Raw genomic sequence first — 15,520 nt, 5'->3', positions numbered from 1 at the left:
ATGCCCATGAAGAAGACCGGAGCCCTGATTCTCGTCGCCGCCGGTGCGGTGCTCGTGTCCGGCTGCGGAAGCAGCGGCCTGCTGAACCACAACCGCCCCGATGAATTCGCCGTGCAGCGCCAGTCGCCGCTGGTGGTGCCGCCCGATTTCTCGCTGGCCCCGCCGAAGCAGGGACAGCCTCGCCCCAATGACGACAATCTGCAGCAGCAAACCCTCGACGCGCTGTTCGGCGGCCCGCAGGCCCGCAGCGAAATCGAGAAGTCGACGCTGAGCATGGCCGGCCCGGCCGCGCCCTCGATCCGCTCCACCGTGGGCGATCCGGGCACGTACACCGTCGCCAAGGGCCAGGTGACCCGCGCGATCCTCGCCGCCCCGGAAGGCGACGGCCGCGACGCGCAGACGACTATTGAGGGCTGACCCCCTCTTCGACGAACGCAAAAAGGGCGGAGCGGCATGGCTGCTCCGGCCCTTTTTCATGCCCGCTCTGTCTGAAAATCCGACGCGGGCGGATGACGGCGGCACGCGAGAATATCCTTTTCGGGAATTTTCCCGAAAGGCCGTCAGATCCCGCCCGGGAACATCGCGAGCAGCTTGCCCAGCCGGTCGTGCACCAGCCGTTCCTGCTGCGGATCGCTTTCGCCAAGGCGCACGATGGTGAGCAGCTGATCGGGCGAGCCGATCACGTATTGGCCATATTCGCCCACGCACGCGAAAACGTTGCCGGGCGCCATGCCCGGGAACAGCACTTCCTCGCCCCCTGCCCCGGCTTTCGCCTTGGCCTTGTTGAGCCAGACCCCGGCGCCATAGCCGGGATTGCGCGGCGAGGATTCCAGCATGAACTGCACCCAGCGGCGCGGCAGGATCTGCGCGCCCTGGATCGAGCCGGTATGGCGCAGGAATTCGCCCAGCTTCGCCCAGTCGCGCGCCGAGGCATGGACCATGGCCGAGCCGACCATCGTGCCCGCACGGTCGAAGCCCGCGGTGGCCGAATCCATCCCGATCGGGGCGAAGACGCGGTTGCGCAGATAGTCGTTCACGGCCTTGCGGCGCCGATCGGGGTTGCGATCGGACGAAAGCACGCGCGCGGCCAGGTCGGAGAGAATGACCGAGGTTGCCGCGCTGTCCACGAACCGCGCGCCCGCCGGGGCTTCCAGGGGCTGGGCCTCGGCATAGGCCGCCATGTCGTCGCGCCCGTCGAGATAGAGCATCCGCATCCGGTCGGACTGCCGGGCCGGACCGCCGGTGGCCGATGTGGCCGTTTCGGAATGGCGCAGGCCCGAGCGCATCTGCAAAAGCTGCTTGAGCGTGATCTCGCCGCGCGGATCGCCCGGGCGCTGCCATGCAGGGATAGGGGCCGATTCGGCGAGGCGCAGCCGTCCGTCGCTGACGAGCTGCCCGACCATCAGCGCCGTGACGCATTGGCCCATGCCCAGTCCGTCCAGCCGGGTGTCCGGCTTGACCCCGGCGCCATAGCGCTCTGCGATCACGGAGCCGCGCTTCATCACGACCAGTGCCTGGGTCCGGCCGAGATCCTCGTCGAACAGTCCGTCGATGGCGCGGCCGAAGGCGGCGCGCGGCGCACCGCCATCGTCCTTGATCGCCGCCTGCGATTCCGCGCTCGGCGGCGGCGGCCCCTGCTGCGCATCCTGTCCACAGCCGGCAAGCGCGCTCAGCGCCAGGGCTGGCAGGACGGAAAGGGCAAGGATAAGGGGGGGACGGCGCACCGGCATGACGCGCGGTGTGATGTGCGAGGCGCAGGAATATGGCAACAGGCACGAGGTACACGACCGGGGAAAGCCCCCCAGGAGATGGGCCTGCTGCAAACGGGCCTGCCGATAACGGCTCCTCCGGAAGCACCCATCGCAGCCGCCAGCCCTCGCGCTGGATCCGCAATTCGCTGCTGCTGGCCCTGCTGGCGCTGGTGCTGGTCATGGCGATGTCGTGGCGCGGCCTGCGCGAACAGGCGCTTGTCGGCACGTCCTACGGCGCCCGCGTCGCCTGCGCCTGCCGCTTCGTCTCGCAGCAGGACCTGGGCACCTGCAAGGGGCAGATCGCCATCGCCGGGCTGGGCCGCACCGCGTCGCTGATGATGCTTTCCGAAGATGCCGAGAATCGCTCGGTCAAGGCCAGCGTCCCGTTGCTGGCCAGCCAGACCGCCACGTTCGCACCCGATCGCGGATGCCAGCTCGAACCCTGGGCCAACTGACGGGCCACGGCGCTTCTCACATCGGGCGCCGGGCCCCCTTACGTACCTTCAGTCCAGCGGAACGGCGGACTCGGTCCCCTCGATCCAGCCGCCGCCCACCACCCGGTCGCCGGCATAGATCACCGCCGCCTGCCCCGGCGCAACGCCATATTCGGGGTTCGCGAAACGGATCGTGACGGCCGCGCCGCCGCCGAAGTCGCCTTCGAGCGTGATCGGCACCGGCTTCGCCAGCGAGCGCACCTTGGCCGTCAGCGACGCATCGGGAAGCGGGCCGATACGGTTGGTCTCGGTGACGAGGGCGGCGGCAACGCCCAGCAGCGCGCGCGGGCCGACCAGGACGCGGCGCCCCGGCGCATCGATGCGCACGACATAGAGCGGTTCGGGCTGGCCGCCGATCTCCAGCCCCCGGCGCTGGCCGACGGTGTAGTGGATGATGCCGCGATGCGTGCCCAGCACTTCGCCGGTGAGCGCATGAACGATCTCGCCCGGCGCTTCGCCCTCCGGACGGACGGCGCGCACGATCTTGGCATAGTCGCCATCCGGCACGAAGCAGATGTCCTGGCTGTCCGGCTTGTCGGCAACGCGCAGACCTGCCGCTTCGGCCAGGCGGCGGGTTTCGCTCTTCGGCAACCCGCCCAGCGGGAAGCGCAAGAAGTCCAGCTGCGCCTCGGTGGTTCCGTAAAGGAAGTAGCTCTGGTCGCGCGCGGGATCGAAGGCGCGGTGCAGCTCGGAGCCGGCCGGTCCCTCGACGCGGCGCACATAGTGGCCGGTGGCAAGGCAGTCGGCCCCGAGGTCACGGGCCATCGTCAGCAGGTCGGTGAACTTCGGCCCCATGTTGCAGCGGATGCAGGGGATCGGCGTGCGCCCGGCCATGTAGTCGTCGGCGAAGCGCTCCACCACTTCCTCGCGGAAGGCGCTCTCATGATCGAACACATAGTGGGCAATGCCCAGGCGGTCGGCGACGGCGCGGGCGTCGCGGATGTCGTCGCCGGCGCAGCAGGCGCCCTTGCGGCCGGTCGCGGCGCCGTAGTCGTAGAGCTGGAGCGTCACGCCGATGGTTTCGGCGCCGGTGGCTGCGGCCAGCGCGGCCACGACGGAACTGTCGACACCGCCTGACATGGCGACGACGATGCGGCGGGCCGAAAGCGGCGCAGGCAGCTGGAACAGGGCGGCGGGGTCGAGGCCGGCCAACAGTCCTTCAAGATCGGAAAGGGAGGTCATGCGCCGCCCCATACAGCCGAACGCGCCGGATTCCTACCTTTGACGATGGAGGGCCGGCAAGACACCCGCTTTCATCCCGTCGGCCACGGCGGGGCCTTCGCCAGGCCAAGGATCACGGCGCTCGGTTAAAGGTCATGGCGAAGCCGGTGTTAAGAATATTTAACAAAAGGTAAGTCCGGCCTTTACTCTCCCTTGACCAAGCGCCGTTACAAGCGATCGACATGAACATCGCTCATGATCATGAAACCTGCAAAGCGGGGCATGCGTCGGGTCGCGACAGCGAGGAGTTCATGCCGGTCCGTTTTCCAATCGACTGGTTTTCCTTGCGTTCCCGGCTCTTCGCCGCGCACGATCTGCGTGCGGCTTTTGCCGAGACGTCCGCCTCGCCGCGCCTCCACCGCTTCGGCAGTTTCGCCGGGTCGGTCGCTTATGTGATTCATACATATGCGACAGTCTCAAGAACTGTTAACCCAAATGCTTCAGGCAATCGCAAGCCAGCGCAGGCCAAGGTCCTTTCCGTCGCCGGCAATCCAAGCACCGGCGTACGAGGGTGATGATGATCGAAAACCAGAAAATCCGTCCTGCCCAGGTAATCGGGCCGCTCGGCGAGCCGTTGACGCTGGAATCGCTGCCCCCGGCGAACACCACCCGCTGGGTCGTGCGTCGCAAGGCGGAAGTCGTGGCGGCCGTGAACGGCGGCCTGCTGTCGATCGACGAGGTCTGCGATCGCTACCAGCTCACGCTCGAGGAATTCGCGTCCTGGCAGCGTGCCGTGGACCGTTCGGGAATGCAGGGCCTGCGCGTCACGCGTATTCAGCATTACCGCGATCTCTACGAGCGCCAGCAGAAGTATTGAGCGCACTACCTATTTGGTCCCCAAAGGACCTGAAAGCGGCGGCGGACCTCGGTTCGTCGCCGTTTTTCGTATATCTCCGGGCAATTCTCGAAAGATAGCAGGGGCCTGACCGCCGGATACTGTCGTCGACGCTGGTCGATCCGGGTCGGCGACACGGCGACTGCTGATTGCCACCCGTCCGCCGCAGGTATATGTCGTTTCGCAGGAAATTTGGCCGTCGCAGCGGCGTGGACCGACGTGTCCGCGCTCCGGCGGCAGATCGTGCCTTCCGGCCACCCCAGGGGCGACATCGCTTTCGCGGGGCAAGGGCATCCGGACGAGGCATTCGGGACTGGGGGCAATCGCAATTTTTGCGGTGACACGATGAATTACGACAGCAGGATCGACGTGACGGAGAACGAGGGGTTGGCGGCCACCGGAAGCGGACTGGGCGGCAATCCGCTCGACAGCGACAATGAGCAGGACCGCGCATCGCGCCGCTGGTGGCTGATCGCCATCGTTGCCGCGATCGTGCTGGCCACCGGGATATGGTTCGCCGTGCGCGGCGGCGAAAAGACCGAAAAGGCCGGCGCCGCGGACATCCAGATGCCCGCGGTCACCGTCGTCGTGCCGGGCCGTGCCTCCGTCGAAGGCGAGATCACCGCCACCGGCTCGCTGGCCGCACGCCGCCCGATGCCGGTCGGTTCGGTCGGCGAAGGCGGCCAGGTCCGTTCGGTTCTGGTCGAACCGGGTGACTGGGTTTCCCAGGGTCAGGTGCTCGCTGTCATCGATCGCTCGGTCCAGTCGCAGCAGCAGGCCAGCCAGTCCGCGCAGATCGCGGTGGCCCAGGCCGACGCCCGCCTGGCCCAGGCCAATCTCGACCGCGCCCTCAAGCTTGTCGACCGCGGCTTCATCTCCGCCGCCGATGTCGACCGTCTCACTGCGACGCGCGATTCGGCCAATGCCCAGGTCAAGGTCGCGCGCGCCACGCTGGGCCAGCTCCAGGCGCAGACCGCCCGCCTCAACATCGTCGCGCCGGCTTCCGGCCTCGTGCTCGAACGCAATGTCGAACTGGGCCAGGTCGTGGGCGGCGGCAGCTCGGTGCTGTTCCGCCTTGCCAAGGGCGGCGAAATGGAACTGCTCGCCCAGATGAGCGAGGATGACCTTGCGCGCATGAAAGTGGGCGTGGAAGCCACGGTGACGCCTACCGGCAGCAACCAGAGCTTCACCGGCCAGGTATGGCAGATCGCCCCGGTGATCGACGCCACCAACCGCCAGGGCATCGCCCGCATCGCCCTCGCCTACAATTCCGCCCTGCGCCCCGGCGGCTTCGCCAGCGCCGTGATCAACAGCGGCCAGACGGTGGCCCCGGTGCTGCCCGAATCCGCAATCCAGAACGACGACAAGGGCGCCTTCGTCTATGTCGTCGATGCCAAGGACGTGGTCCACCGCCGCGCCGTGCAGACCGGCATCGTCACCGCACGGGGAATCACCGTGAAGCAGGGCCTCGACGGCAGCGAGAAGGTCGTGCTGCGCGCCGGCGGCTTCCTCAACGAGGGCGACAAGGTCAAGCCGCGCCTGACCGCCGCCGCCAAACCGAACGCGGGCGAGTAAATACGCGATGAGCCTTCGCAATATCTCGGCCTGGTCGATCCGCAATCCGATCATTCCGATCGTCTTCTTCATCGGCGTGATGATCGCCGGCGTGGTCTCGTTCATGCGCATGGACGTGAACAACATGCCGGACGTCGAATTCCCCGGCGTCCACGTCATGATCTCGCAGCCGGGCGCCGCCCCGACCGAGATCGAGACGCAGATCACCCAGATCATCGAGGGCGCCGTGCGCTCCGTGCCGGGAATCGAGGAAATCCAGTCGACCGCCTCCGAAGGCACCTCGACCACGCTGGTCTTCTTCACGGTCGGCACCGATCCCGATGTCGCGACCAACCAGGTCAAGAACGCGGTCGATCAGGTTCGCGGCCAGTTGCCCGACGGCATTCTCGAGCCGATGGTCACCAAGATCGAGGCCAATGGCGACAATCTCGCCTATTATGCCGTCAGCGCCGACGACATGACGATGGAGCAGCTCAGCTGGTTCGTCGACGACACGATCTCCAAGACCCTGCTCTCGATCGAAGGCCTGGCCTCCGTAGAGCGCAACGGCGGCGTCGATCGCGAGATCCGCGTCGTCGTCGATCCCGAGCGCCTGATCGCGCTGGGCCTCACCGCCAACGACATCAACGGCGTGCTGCGCCAGGTCAATACCGACGCGGCGGGCGGCCAGGCGGAAATCGCCGGCTCGCGCCAGTCGGTCCGCGTGCTCGGCAATGCCCAGGACGCCTTCCAGCTCTCGCAGACCCGCATCAACGTGGGCGGCGGCCGGCAGGTCAAGCTGTCCGACATCGCCAAAGTCTACGACGGCTATTCCGAGCAGACCCGCATCGCCAAGCTGCGCGGCCGCGAAGTGGTGACTTTCGGCTTCACCCGCGCCCTCGGGGCCTCTGACGTCGCCGTCTACGACGGGGCCGAGAAGGCGCTGGACAAGATCCGCAAGGAAAACCCGAACATCCACATCACGCGGCTGTTCTCCGACGTGGATTACACCAAGGGGCAGTACACCAGTTCGATGGAGGCGCTGGTCGAAGGCGCCGTCCTGGCCATCGTCATCGTCTATCTGTTCCTGCGCGACTGGCGGGCGACGATGATTTCCGCCATCGCCATCCCGCTCTCCGCGATTCCGACCTTCTGGTTCATGGACATGCTGGGCTTCACGCTCAACTTCCTCTCGCTGCTGGCGCTCAGCCTGGTGGCAGGTGTGCTGGTCGACGATGCGATCGTGGAGATCGAGAACATCGTGCGCCACATGCGCATGGGTAAATCCGCCTACCAGGCCTCGATCGACGCGGCGGACGAGATCGGCCTGGCCGTCGTCGCCACCACCTTCTCGATCGTCGCGGTGTTCCTGCCGGTCGGCCTGATGCCCGGCATCCCCGGCCAGTTCTTCAAGGCTTTCGGCCTGACGGTCGTGGCCGCGGTGCTGATGAGCCTTGCCGTCGCGCGCCTTATCACGCCGATGGTCGCGGCCTACTTCCTCAAGGCACACGGCCATGCCGAACATGGCGGCGGGCGGGCGATGGACTTCTATCTGAAGATCCTGGCCTGGACGCTCGATTCCAGCGAAGCGCACCGGCTGAAGGCACGCCTCGTCAAGAGCCCGGCGCGCTGGTGGTACTATGTGGTCGCCGCCGTGGCCGTCATCGCCATCCTGGCGGGCGGTCTCTTCGCCGCGTCCCTGCTCTTCATGGGCGTCAAGGCAGTCCTGACCAAGGCCGGTCTCGACAAGGCTGCCCTGGTGCTGGCGGCGGTCGTCGCACCGCTTGCGGTCCCGGTCGTGATCTTCCTGCTCGGAGCGGGCATGAAGATCCTGCTGGGCGCGATCGGCCGCTTTGGCGTGTGGTATCGCTACTTCTCGGACCGTTTCGCGGCCCGCATGCGCGACCACCGGTTCTACGCCTTCTGCGCGGGTATCTACGCGCTGGTGCTGACGTTCGCCCTGCTCGCCGGCCTGCCCTCGCAGTTCCAGCCGAACACCAATAACGACACCAGCACGGTCAATCTCGAGATGGTGCCCGGCACCACCATCGAACAGACCGCCGCCGTGGCCGACAAGGTCACCCGCCTGCTGGAAAGCCAGCCCGAAGTGCAGCACATCCTGGAAGCCTCGCGCGAGGGCAAGGGATCGCTCTACATCGCGCTCAAGCCTGCCGACCAGCGCAAGGCGACCAGCATCGAATTCGAACGCCGCATGGCGCCGCAGCTTCAGGACATTCCCGATGCCCGCGTGACTTTCGCCACGCAGTCGGGCGGCTTCGGCAGCGGCCGCGACATTTCGGTCATGCTTTCGGGAAGCGATTCGGAACTGCTGCGCAAGACGGCGCAGAAGCTGGCCGATCAGATGCGCACCATCCCCGGCGTCATCGCCCCGCGCATCGCCGCCGATCTTCAGCGCCCCGAACTGGTCGTGGTGCCCCGGCTCGACCTTGCGGCACAGCTCGGCGTGACCACGGCCGCGCTCAGCCAGACCATCCGCATCGCCACCCTCGGCGAAATCGACCAGAACGCCGCCAAGTTCTCGCTGAGCGACCGTCAGGTGCCGATCCGCGTGATCCTGGCCCGCGCCTCGCGCCGGGATTTCTCGACGATCGAGAATCTTCCGGTCACCACGGCCAGCGGCGGTTCCGTACCGCTCAAGCGCGTGGCGGAAATCCGCTTCGGGGCCGGGCCCACCCAGATCCAGCGCTACAACCAGTCGCGCCGCATCTTCGTGGGTGCCGACCTCGGCGAGGGCCAGGTCAAGGGCCCGATCATGGAGCAGATCCAGAAGCTGCCGATCATGAAGGACTTGCCGACCGGCGTCTCCAACGCCCCCGTCGGCGAGGACAAGTGGCAGGCGGAGATGGTGAACAGCTTCGTCATCGCCGTCATCAGCGGCATCTTCCTGGTCTTCGCGGTGTTGGTGCTGCTCTATCGCCGCTTCGTCTCGCCGCTGGTGAACATGGCCTCGCTGCTGCTGGCCCCGCTTGGTGGTCTGCTAGCGCTGGTGATCGTCGGCCAGCCGATCTCGATGCCGGTCTACATCGGCATCCTGATGCTGCTGGGCATCGTCGCCAAGAACTCCATCCTGCTGATCGACTTCGCGATCGAGGAAATGGAAAAGGGCGTAGACAAGCTCACGGCGATCATGGACGCGGGGCACAAGCGGGCCCAGCCGATCATCATGACCACCGTCGCGATGACGGCGGGCATGGTGCCCACCGCGATCTCGCTCTCGGGCGACGCCGCCTGGCGCGCGCCGATGGGCATCACCGTGATCGGCGGCCTGCTGCTCTCGACCATGCTCACCCTGGTGATCGTTCCGGCCGCCTTCAGCCTGGCAGACGGTTTCGAAAAGCGCCTCGGCCCCTGGCTGCGCCGCAAGCTGCTCACGTACGAGCCGCATCATGCACAGGAAACCGCCCATGGTGCCGTGCCCATGCCTCAGCCGATCGCGGCGGAATAAGGGATAGGGAGGAACATTGCCGGCCCCCAAGCGTAGCATCCCCGTGGCACGGCAAGACTTTTTCCAGCCGGGTCCGGTCCCTGGCGATCGGGCCCGCCGCATGCGGATGTTCGCGGGCGGCCTGCTGCTGTTCATGGCGGCGGCTTTCGTCGTGCTCCGCCGCGTGGCCGTATTCCATCCGGAATGGAGCGTGCCGCTCGGCTACGCGATTTCCTTTACCGAAGCGGCAATGGTGGGCGGACTGGCCGACTGGTTCGCGGTCACGGCCCTGTTCCGCCATCCGCTCGGCCTGCCGATCCCCCACACCGCCATCATCCCGGTCAACAAGGATCGCATCGCCGATTCGATGGCGACTTTCCTGCGCGACAATTTCCTGACGCCCCAAGTCGTGGCCCGCCGTCTGCGCGGCTTCAACCTAGCTGCCGCGGCCGGGGGCTTCCTGGCCGATCCGGCCCGCGATGAGCAGTCCCGCATTCGCGCGGGCGCCGCCAACCTGCTGGGTGACGTGCTCGAATCGCTCGATCCCGAACAGATGGGCGGCATGGTCAAGGCCGGCCTGCGGCGGCAGATCGAGAAGATCGACGCTGCCCCCCTGCTCGGCCAGATGCTCTCCAACGCCATTGCCGACAGGCGACACCTCCCGGTCCTGGAAAGCCTGCTGCGCAAGATCGGTGAAGCGATCGAGGCGAACGAGCCGATGATCCGCGAGATGATCCACCAGCGCGCTAATACCGTCATGCGCTGGACCGGACTCGACGAGCGGCTGGCCAATGGCGTGCTCGATGGGGCCTATCGCCTGCTCGCCGAAGTGATTGTCCAGCCCGACCATCCCCTGCGCGCCCGCATCGACGAGGCGCTCGCCAAGCTGGCCGACGACCTCCTGCATCGGCCCGAGACCCGCGCCAAGGTCGAGCGCATCAAAGGGGAACTGCTGGACAACCCGGCCATGGCATCGTGGCTCGACGGCATGTGGGAACGCGCGCGCGGGGCCTTGCTCAAGGCCGTGCGCAATCCCGATCAGGCGCTCGCCGGTGCGCTCGGCGAAAGCCTTGCCCAACTCGGCCAGGCTCTGGGCGAAGACCCGCGACTGCAGTACATGGTCAATCGCTTCGCACGCCGCACGCTCGTAGGCGTCGTATCGCGTTATGGGGGAGAGATCGTGAGGCTGGTGTCGGAAACCGTAAAGCGCTGGGATGCGCGCACCGTGACGGACCGGATCGAAGGCGCCGTGGGCCGCGATCTGCAGTTCATCCGGATCAACGGCACGCTGGTCGGCGGACTGTTCGGCGTCTGCATCCACGTTGTAGACCAGTTCCTGTGACCGTCGCAGCGCTGGATGGCCCGGCTCTCGTGACCGAGCGCTTCGAACTCTGGAAACCGCAGGCGAGCGATCTCGACGACATGATTCGCCTGATTGCCGACGAGGAGACCCGCACTTTCCTGGGCCAGGCGCAGCCGGAGCCCAAAGGCGTGTTCGAAAGGCTGGAACGCAACGCCGGATCCTGGTCGCTGCGCGGCTACGGCACTTTCCCGGTGCGCCGGCGCGGCGGCGATGAGATCGTCGCGAATTGCGGGGTCTTCCACTCCTGGCGCGGCTTCGGCAAGGGCATGGACGACGTACCCGAAGCAGGCTGGATCGTGCGCCGCGACCATTGGGGCCAGGGCCTCGCCAAGGAAGTCATGCGCGCCGCCCTCGAATGGTTCGACAAGACCCACGGCCAGCGCCGCATCGCCTGCATGATCGAAGAGGGCAACCAAGCCTCAGAGCGCGTCGCCGCCGCCCTGGGCTTCGTCGCCTATGGCAGCCACGACCTTGGCGACAGCGACAAGTCAGTCATCGTGAACCTGCTGGAGCGTGGCGGCTGAAAAGCCACGCAGGACTGGAAACTCTTCCCACTCCTGCGCAACAGTGTCGAACTTAGCGGCGGCGTTGCCCCACCTGCTTCATCGGCCGCCGCACCTTCCAACGAATGCTGGCCTCATAATGAGATGCGACGGGCTTTCCGGCTTGATCCAACGCGGGAGAAAAGGTCGCTTTCGTCGTCATCTGCTCGCAGGCTGCTGCCGCGAATGCCGAGTCTCCGTAATTGTCCACGACCTTGCATCCACTCACCGCGCCAGAAGCGTCGACAAGCAACCGCGCCCGCGTCAGTCCCGGACGATAGCGCTTGTCTGCGCCAAAGGGATAGCTGTTGGCTGCGATCCAGGTGTCGGGCGAACTCTTCGGCATCGGCCGGACGGAAAGACGAGCCTGCTGCACAGGATCCAGCCCCCAAGATCGGACCAACCCATCCGTGCATTCGCGCATTGCAGCCATCGCCTTGCCGAGCGAACCCGTCCCCAGTTGAACCGCCTTGTCTCCCCAGGATAGGATAAGGGAAGTAATGGCCGTCTCACGTTCCGGGGTCACCGGAGCGGGCGGTCGACCATCGTGCCCGAAACCGTTCCAGGTGGTGGCCGAGAACATGAGGGCGGTGAGCTTGCCGCCCCCTTCGATGGGCGCATCCGCAACCGTGAAACGGTCGGCGATAGGATCCACTGTTTCAGGGCCGGTCCTGAGCGTGAGATGTGTCGATTCGCCCAGACCGTTGAAAGCCTTGCCCGTGATCGTGGCATAGAAGCGGTCGCCCGGACCGAGGCGCTCGATCTCAAGCAATGCCGGATTCTCTGACGTCCCGAAACCGCGCTTCAGACTGCAGGAATCGGTTCCGTTGTCCATCTGCCAAGGCGAACTTGCCTTTAGTACGACAGTCTCGGCGTTGGCAGGCGTGGACGTTCCAGCGACAGCGGCGATTGCAACCAAGGAAACGGATAGTGTCCTATTCATGCCAAGTCCTTGTACGTGCGTGAATTCTTCGCGCAAACTATGGGCCCGGCCGAACATGGCAAGATGAATCGACGGTTGTCATCTCCAACCTGAACAAAAAACCCCGGCCGTTTCCGACCGGGGTTTTCGGTATTCCCATTATTTAACCGCTCAGAGCTTGCCGGTCAGTTCCGGCACGGCGGTGAACAGGTCCGCCACCAGGCCGACGTCAGCAACCTGGAAGATCGGGGCGTCTTCGTCCTTGTTGATGGCGATGATGGTCTTGGAGTCCTTCATGCCCGCAAGGTGCTGGATCGCGCCCGAGATGCCGACGGCGATGTAGACTTCGGGCGCCACGATCTTGCCGGTCTGGCCGACCTGGTAGTCATTGGGCACATAGCCCGCGTCGACCGCGGCGCGGCTGGCGCCGACGGCAGCACCGAGCTTGTCGGCGAGCGGCATGATCACCTGCTCGAAGGTTTCCGAATCCTTCAGCGCGCGGCCGCCCGAGACGATCACCTTGGCGCTCGTCAGTTCCGGCCGCTCGGACTTCGCGAGTTCGGCACCCACGAAGCTCGAAAGCCCCGCGTCACCGGCACCGGCGACATCCTCAATCGCAGCCGAACCACCCTCGGCAGCGGCCTTCTCGAAGGCGGTGCCGCGCACGGTGATGACCAGCTTGGCATCGCTCGATTCCACGGTGGCGATGGCGTTGCCGGCGTAGATCGGGCGCGTGAAGGTCTTCTCGCCCTCGACCGAGAGGATGTCCGACAGCTGCATCACGTCGAGCAGCGCGGCGACGCGCGGGGCGACGTTCTTGCCGGTGGTGGTGGCGGGCGCCAGGAACGCGTCGTGGTGGCCCATGAGGTCCACGATCAGCGGCGCGACGTTCTCGGCCAGCGCGTGTTCGTAGGCGGCGTTGTCGGCGAGATGCACCTTGGCGACGCCGGCGATCTTGGCAGCGGCCTCCGCAGCGGCGCGGCAGTTCGCACCGGCAACCAGCAGGTGGACTTCACCCAGCTTGGCTGCGGCAGTGACGGTGTGGAGCGTCGCGTCCTTGACCGACGCGTTGTCGTGTTCGACCCAAACGAGCGTCTTCATCTTAGGCGACTCCCAGTTCCTTGAGCTTCGTGACCAGCGCGTCGACATCGGCGACCTTGACGCCGGCGACACGCACCGGCGGCTCCGAGACCTTCAGGGTCTTGAGGCGCGGGGCGATGTCGACGCCGTAGTCGGCGGCGGTCTTCACATCGAGCGGCTTCTTCTTCGCCTTCATGATGTTGGGCAGCGAAGCGTAGCGCGGCTCGTTGAGACGCAGGTCGGTGGTGACGATCGCGGGCAGCGACAGCTTCACGGTCTCCAGACCGCCATCGACTTCGCGGGTCACGGCAACGTGATCGCCCTCAATCTCGACCTTGCTGGCGAAAGTGCCCTGCGGGCGGCCCAGCAGCGCGGCGATCATCTGGCCGGTCTGGTTCGAATCGTCGTCGATCGCCTGCTTGCCCAGGATCACGAGGCCGGGATTCTCTTCGGCGACGATCGCCTTGAGGATCTTGGCGACGGCCAGCGGCTCCACTTCCGTATCGGTCTCGATCAGGATCGCGCGGTCGGCGCCCATCGCGAGCGCGGTGCGCAGCGTATCCTGCGCCTTGGCCGGGCCGACCGAGACGGCGACGATCTCTTCCGCCTTGCCCGCTTCCTTGATGCGGATGGCTTCTTCCACCGCGATCTCGTCGAACGGGTTCATGCTCATCTTCACGTTGGCCAGGTCAACACCCGTGCCATCCGCCTTCACGCGGGGCTTCACGTTATAGTCGATCACCCGCTTTACGGGCACGAGGATCTTCATCTGATCGGGTCCTCTCAGTTTCAGGCACGGCGTGTTTAGCCGCTCGATTAAATCCACTCAAGGCCCGCCTAATAGGCAATTGACGTAAGCGTCAAGACCTGCCGCAGCGAGATGAGCCCAGCGTGGGCTACAAAGCGCGCCATATCGCAAATCCGCGAGATTGCGCATCGCCCCGGCAGAAATCGGAGGCCCAGAATTACTATGAAGCCGAAAAGGCCGGCTTCCTGCGCGCTTCAAACGCAAACGGCGGGGGTCCGGAAACCCCCGCCGCTGCATTATCCATCACGGGATCGTGCAAGATCCAAGAAACGGGGCCCTGTCAGGCGACGTTCTTGACCTCTGCCACGATCTTCTTGGCGGCATCGCCCAGATCGTTGGCGGGGACGATCGGCAGGCCCGAGTTGGCCAGGATGTCCTTGCCCTGCTGGACGTTGGTGCCTTCGAGGCGAACGACGAGGGGAACCGAGAGGTTCACTTCCTTCGCGGCGGCAACGATGCCGTCGGCGATGACGTCGCACTTCATGATGCCGCCGAAGATGTTGACAAGGATGCCCTTCACGTTCGGATCGCGCAGAATGATCTTGAACGCCGCGGTCACCTTTTCCTTGGTGGCGCCGCCGCCAACGTCAAGGAAGTTGGCCGGGAACGAACCATTGAGCTTGATGATGTCCATCGTCGCCATGGCGAGGCCGGCACCGTTGACCATGCAGCCGATGTCGCCATCGAGCTTGATGTAGGCCAGGTCGTACTTCGAGGCTTCGACTTCCGCCGGATCTTCCTCGGTCTCGTCGCGCAGGGCCTGCACGTCGGGGTGACGGTAGAGCGCGTTCGAATCGAAGCTCATCTTGGTGTCGAGGACGAGCAGGTTGGCGGCCCCGGAAGAATCTGGCTTGGTTTCCACCAGCGGGTTGATTTCGAGCATGTCGCAGTCAAGCGCGACGAAGGCCTCGTAAAGCTGCTTGGCGATCTTCTGCGCCTGCTTGTTGAGGTCGCCGGTCAGCTTGAGAGCGAAGGCAACGGCGCGGCCGTGGTGCGGCTGGAAGCCGGCGGCGGTGTCGATGGTGACGGTGGTGATCTTCTCGGGGGTGTTGTGAGCAACATCCTCGATATCCATGCCGCCTTCGGTCGAGACGATCATGGCGACGCGGCTGGAAGCGCGGTCGACGACCATCGAGAGGTAGTATTCGCTGGCGATGTCGACGCCGTCGGTGACGTAAAGGCGGTTCACCTGCTTGCCGGCATCACCCGTCTGCACGGTGACGAGGGTGTTGCCGAGCATTTCCTGGGCGAAGGCTTCGACTTCCTCGACCGACTTGGCAAGACGCACGCCGCCCTTGGCGTCGGCGCCGAGTTCCTTGAACTTGCCCTTGCCGCGGCCGCCGGCATGAATCTGGGCTTTCACGACATAGAGCGGTCCGGGGAGCTGCTTGGCAGCTGCAACCGCTTCCTCGACGGTGAGGGCGGCAATGCCGGCCGGAATGCCGACGCCGTACTTCGCGAGCAGTTCCTTCGCCTGGTATTCGTGAATGTTCATCGCTGAAATC

14 protein-coding genes are annotated in these 15,520 nt (G+C 65.8%); 8 read left to right on the top strand and 6 right to left on the bottom strand.

Annotated elements, in window-relative coordinates; all coding sequences use genetic code 11:
- Window positions 1-417 (top strand): DUF3035 domain-containing protein, encoded by a 417-nt coding sequence (locus tag EDF58_RS08185; protein WP_132264393.1) that lies wholly within the window; start codon window positions 1-3, stop codon window positions 415-417.
- Window positions 418-560: 143 nt separating this feature from the next.
- On the opposite strand, the gene EDF58_RS08180 is transcribed toward EDF58_RS08185, so the two are convergent.
- Complete coding sequence (locus EDF58_RS08180) at window positions 561-1,730, bottom strand: serine hydrolase (RefSeq protein WP_132264392.1); 1,170 nt, start codon at window positions 1,728-1,730, stop codon at window positions 561-563.
- A gap of 32 nt (window positions 1,731-1,762) precedes the next feature.
- On the opposite strand from EDF58_RS08180, the gene EDF58_RS08175 reads away from it, so the two are divergent.
- Window positions 1,763-2,206: a hypothetical protein gene (locus EDF58_RS08175; RefSeq protein ID WP_243654134.1), complete on the top strand. Its 444-nt coding sequence runs from the start codon at window positions 1,763-1,765 to the stop codon at window positions 2,204-2,206.
- A gap of 48 nt (window positions 2,207-2,254) precedes the next feature.
- Here the strand turns inward: EDF58_RS08175 and mnmA are convergent, their stop codons facing one another.
- Complete coding sequence (gene mnmA / locus EDF58_RS08170) at window positions 2,255-3,427, bottom strand: tRNA 2-thiouridine(34) synthase MnmA (RefSeq protein WP_132264390.1); 1,173 nt, start codon at window positions 3,425-3,427, stop codon at window positions 2,255-2,257.
- 221 nt (window positions 3,428-3,648) lie between these two features.
- On the opposite strand from mnmA, the gene EDF58_RS08165 reads away from it, so the two are divergent.
- From EDF58_RS08165 to EDF58_RS08140, 6 genes are all read left to right on the top strand, one after another.
- Window positions 3,649-3,981 (top strand): hypothetical protein, encoded by a 333-nt coding sequence (locus tag EDF58_RS08165; RefSeq protein ID WP_132264388.1) that lies wholly within the window; start codon window positions 3,649-3,651, stop codon window positions 3,979-3,981.
- Between the two features lie 2 nt (window positions 3,982-3,983).
- Window positions 3,984-4,283, top strand: a complete 300-nt coding sequence (locus EDF58_RS08160) for a DUF1153 domain-containing protein (RefSeq protein WP_031342751.1) — start codon at window positions 3,984-3,986, stop codon at window positions 4,281-4,283.
- Window positions 4,284-4,646: 363 nt separating this feature from the next.
- Window positions 4,647-5,876 (top strand): efflux RND transporter periplasmic adaptor subunit, encoded by a 1,230-nt coding sequence (locus EDF58_RS08155; protein ID WP_132265272.1) that lies wholly within the window; start codon window positions 4,647-4,649, stop codon window positions 5,874-5,876.
- A 7-nt stretch (window positions 5,877-5,883) separates the two neighbouring features.
- On the top strand, window positions 5,884-9,321 hold the full coding sequence (locus tag EDF58_RS08150) for an efflux RND transporter permease subunit (RefSeq protein WP_132264386.1): 3,438 nt from the start codon (window positions 5,884-5,886) through the stop codon (window positions 9,319-9,321).
- A 100-nt stretch (window positions 9,322-9,421) separates the two neighbouring features.
- Window positions 9,422-10,642, top strand: coding sequence for a DUF445 domain-containing protein (locus tag EDF58_RS08145; protein WP_132264384.1), 1,221 nt, complete (start codon window positions 9,422-9,424; stop codon window positions 10,640-10,642).
- The gene (locus tag EDF58_RS08140; RefSeq protein WP_243654133.1) at window positions 10,639-11,187 is read left to right on the top strand and encodes a GNAT family N-acetyltransferase; all 549 of its coding nucleotides are present in this window, start codon (window positions 10,639-10,641) and stop codon (window positions 11,185-11,187) included. Before EDF58_RS08145 ends, EDF58_RS08140 begins: the two co-directional genes overlap by 4 nt.
- Before the next feature lie 52 nt (window positions 11,188-11,239).
- Here the strand turns inward: EDF58_RS08140 and EDF58_RS08135 are convergent, their stop codons facing one another.
- From EDF58_RS08135 to sucC, 4 genes are all read right to left on the bottom strand, one after another.
- Complete coding sequence (locus tag EDF58_RS08135) at window positions 11,240-12,148, bottom strand: energy transducer TonB (protein ID WP_165921359.1); 909 nt, start codon at window positions 12,146-12,148, stop codon at window positions 11,240-11,242.
- Between the two features lie 150 nt (window positions 12,149-12,298).
- On the bottom strand, window positions 12,299-13,228 hold the full coding sequence (locus tag EDF58_RS08130) for an electron transfer flavoprotein subunit alpha/FixB family protein (RefSeq protein WP_132264381.1): 930 nt from the start codon (window positions 13,226-13,228) through the stop codon (window positions 12,299-12,301).
- Between the two features lies 1 nt (window position 13,229).
- Window positions 13,230-13,976, bottom strand: a complete 747-nt coding sequence (locus tag EDF58_RS08125) for an electron transfer flavoprotein subunit beta/FixA family protein (protein ID WP_132264379.1) — start codon at window positions 13,974-13,976, stop codon at window positions 13,230-13,232.
- 319 nt (window positions 13,977-14,295) lie between these two features.
- A complete protein-coding gene (gene sucC, locus EDF58_RS08120; RefSeq protein WP_132264377.1) occupies window positions 14,296-15,510 on the bottom strand; it encodes an ADP-forming succinate--CoA ligase subunit beta in 1,215 nt (404 codons plus the stop codon).
- Window positions 15,511-15,520 lie beyond the last annotated feature (10 nt).

It is taken from the genome of Novosphingobium sp. PhB57 (assembly GCF_004342985.1).
Lineage (GTDB): Bacteria > Pseudomonadota > Alphaproteobacteria > Sphingomonadales > Sphingomonadaceae > Novosphingobium.
Note: the sequence above shows the minus strand (reverse complement) of the source record. Positions and strands in the feature narration are given on the sequence as shown.

Coding starts and splice junctions, on each gene's coding strand:
- EDF58_RS08185 (WP_132264393.1), top strand. CDS start 1: ATGCCCATGAAGAAGACCGGAGCCCTGATTCTCGTCGCCGCCGGTGCG.
- EDF58_RS08180 (WP_132264392.1), bottom strand. CDS start 1,730: ATGCCGGTGCGCCGTCCCCCCCTTATCCTTGCCCTTTCCGTCCTGCCA.
- EDF58_RS08175 (WP_243654134.1), top strand. CDS start 1,763: ATGGCAACAGGCACGAGGTACACGACCGGGGAAAGCCCCCCAGGAGAT.
- mnmA (WP_132264390.1), bottom strand. CDS start 3,427: ATGACCTCCCTTTCCGATCTTGAAGGACTGTTGGCCGGCCTCGACCCC.
- EDF58_RS08165 (WP_132264388.1), top strand. CDS start 3,649: ATGAACATCGCTCATGATCATGAAACCTGCAAAGCGGGGCATGCGTCG.
- EDF58_RS08160 (WP_031342751.1), top strand. CDS start 3,984: ATGATCGAAAACCAGAAAATCCGTCCTGCCCAGGTAATCGGGCCGCTC.
- EDF58_RS08155 (WP_132265272.1), top strand. CDS start 4,647: ATGAATTACGACAGCAGGATCGACGTGACGGAGAACGAGGGGTTGGCG.
- EDF58_RS08150 (WP_132264386.1), top strand. CDS start 5,884: ATGAGCCTTCGCAATATCTCGGCCTGGTCGATCCGCAATCCGATCATT.
- EDF58_RS08145 (WP_132264384.1), top strand. CDS start 9,422: ATGCGGATGTTCGCGGGCGGCCTGCTGCTGTTCATGGCGGCGGCTTTC.
- EDF58_RS08135 (WP_165921359.1), bottom strand. CDS start 12,148: ATGAATAGGACACTATCCGTTTCCTTGGTTGCAATCGCCGCTGTCGCT.
- EDF58_RS08130 (WP_132264381.1), bottom strand. CDS start 13,228: ATGAAGACGCTCGTTTGGGTCGAACACGACAACGCGTCGGTCAAGGAC.
- EDF58_RS08125 (WP_132264379.1), bottom strand. CDS start 13,976: ATGAAGATCCTCGTGCCCGTAAAGCGGGTGATCGACTATAACGTGAAG.
- sucC (WP_132264377.1), bottom strand. CDS start 15,510: ATGAACATTCACGAATACCAGGCGAAGGAACTGCTCGCGAAGTACGGC.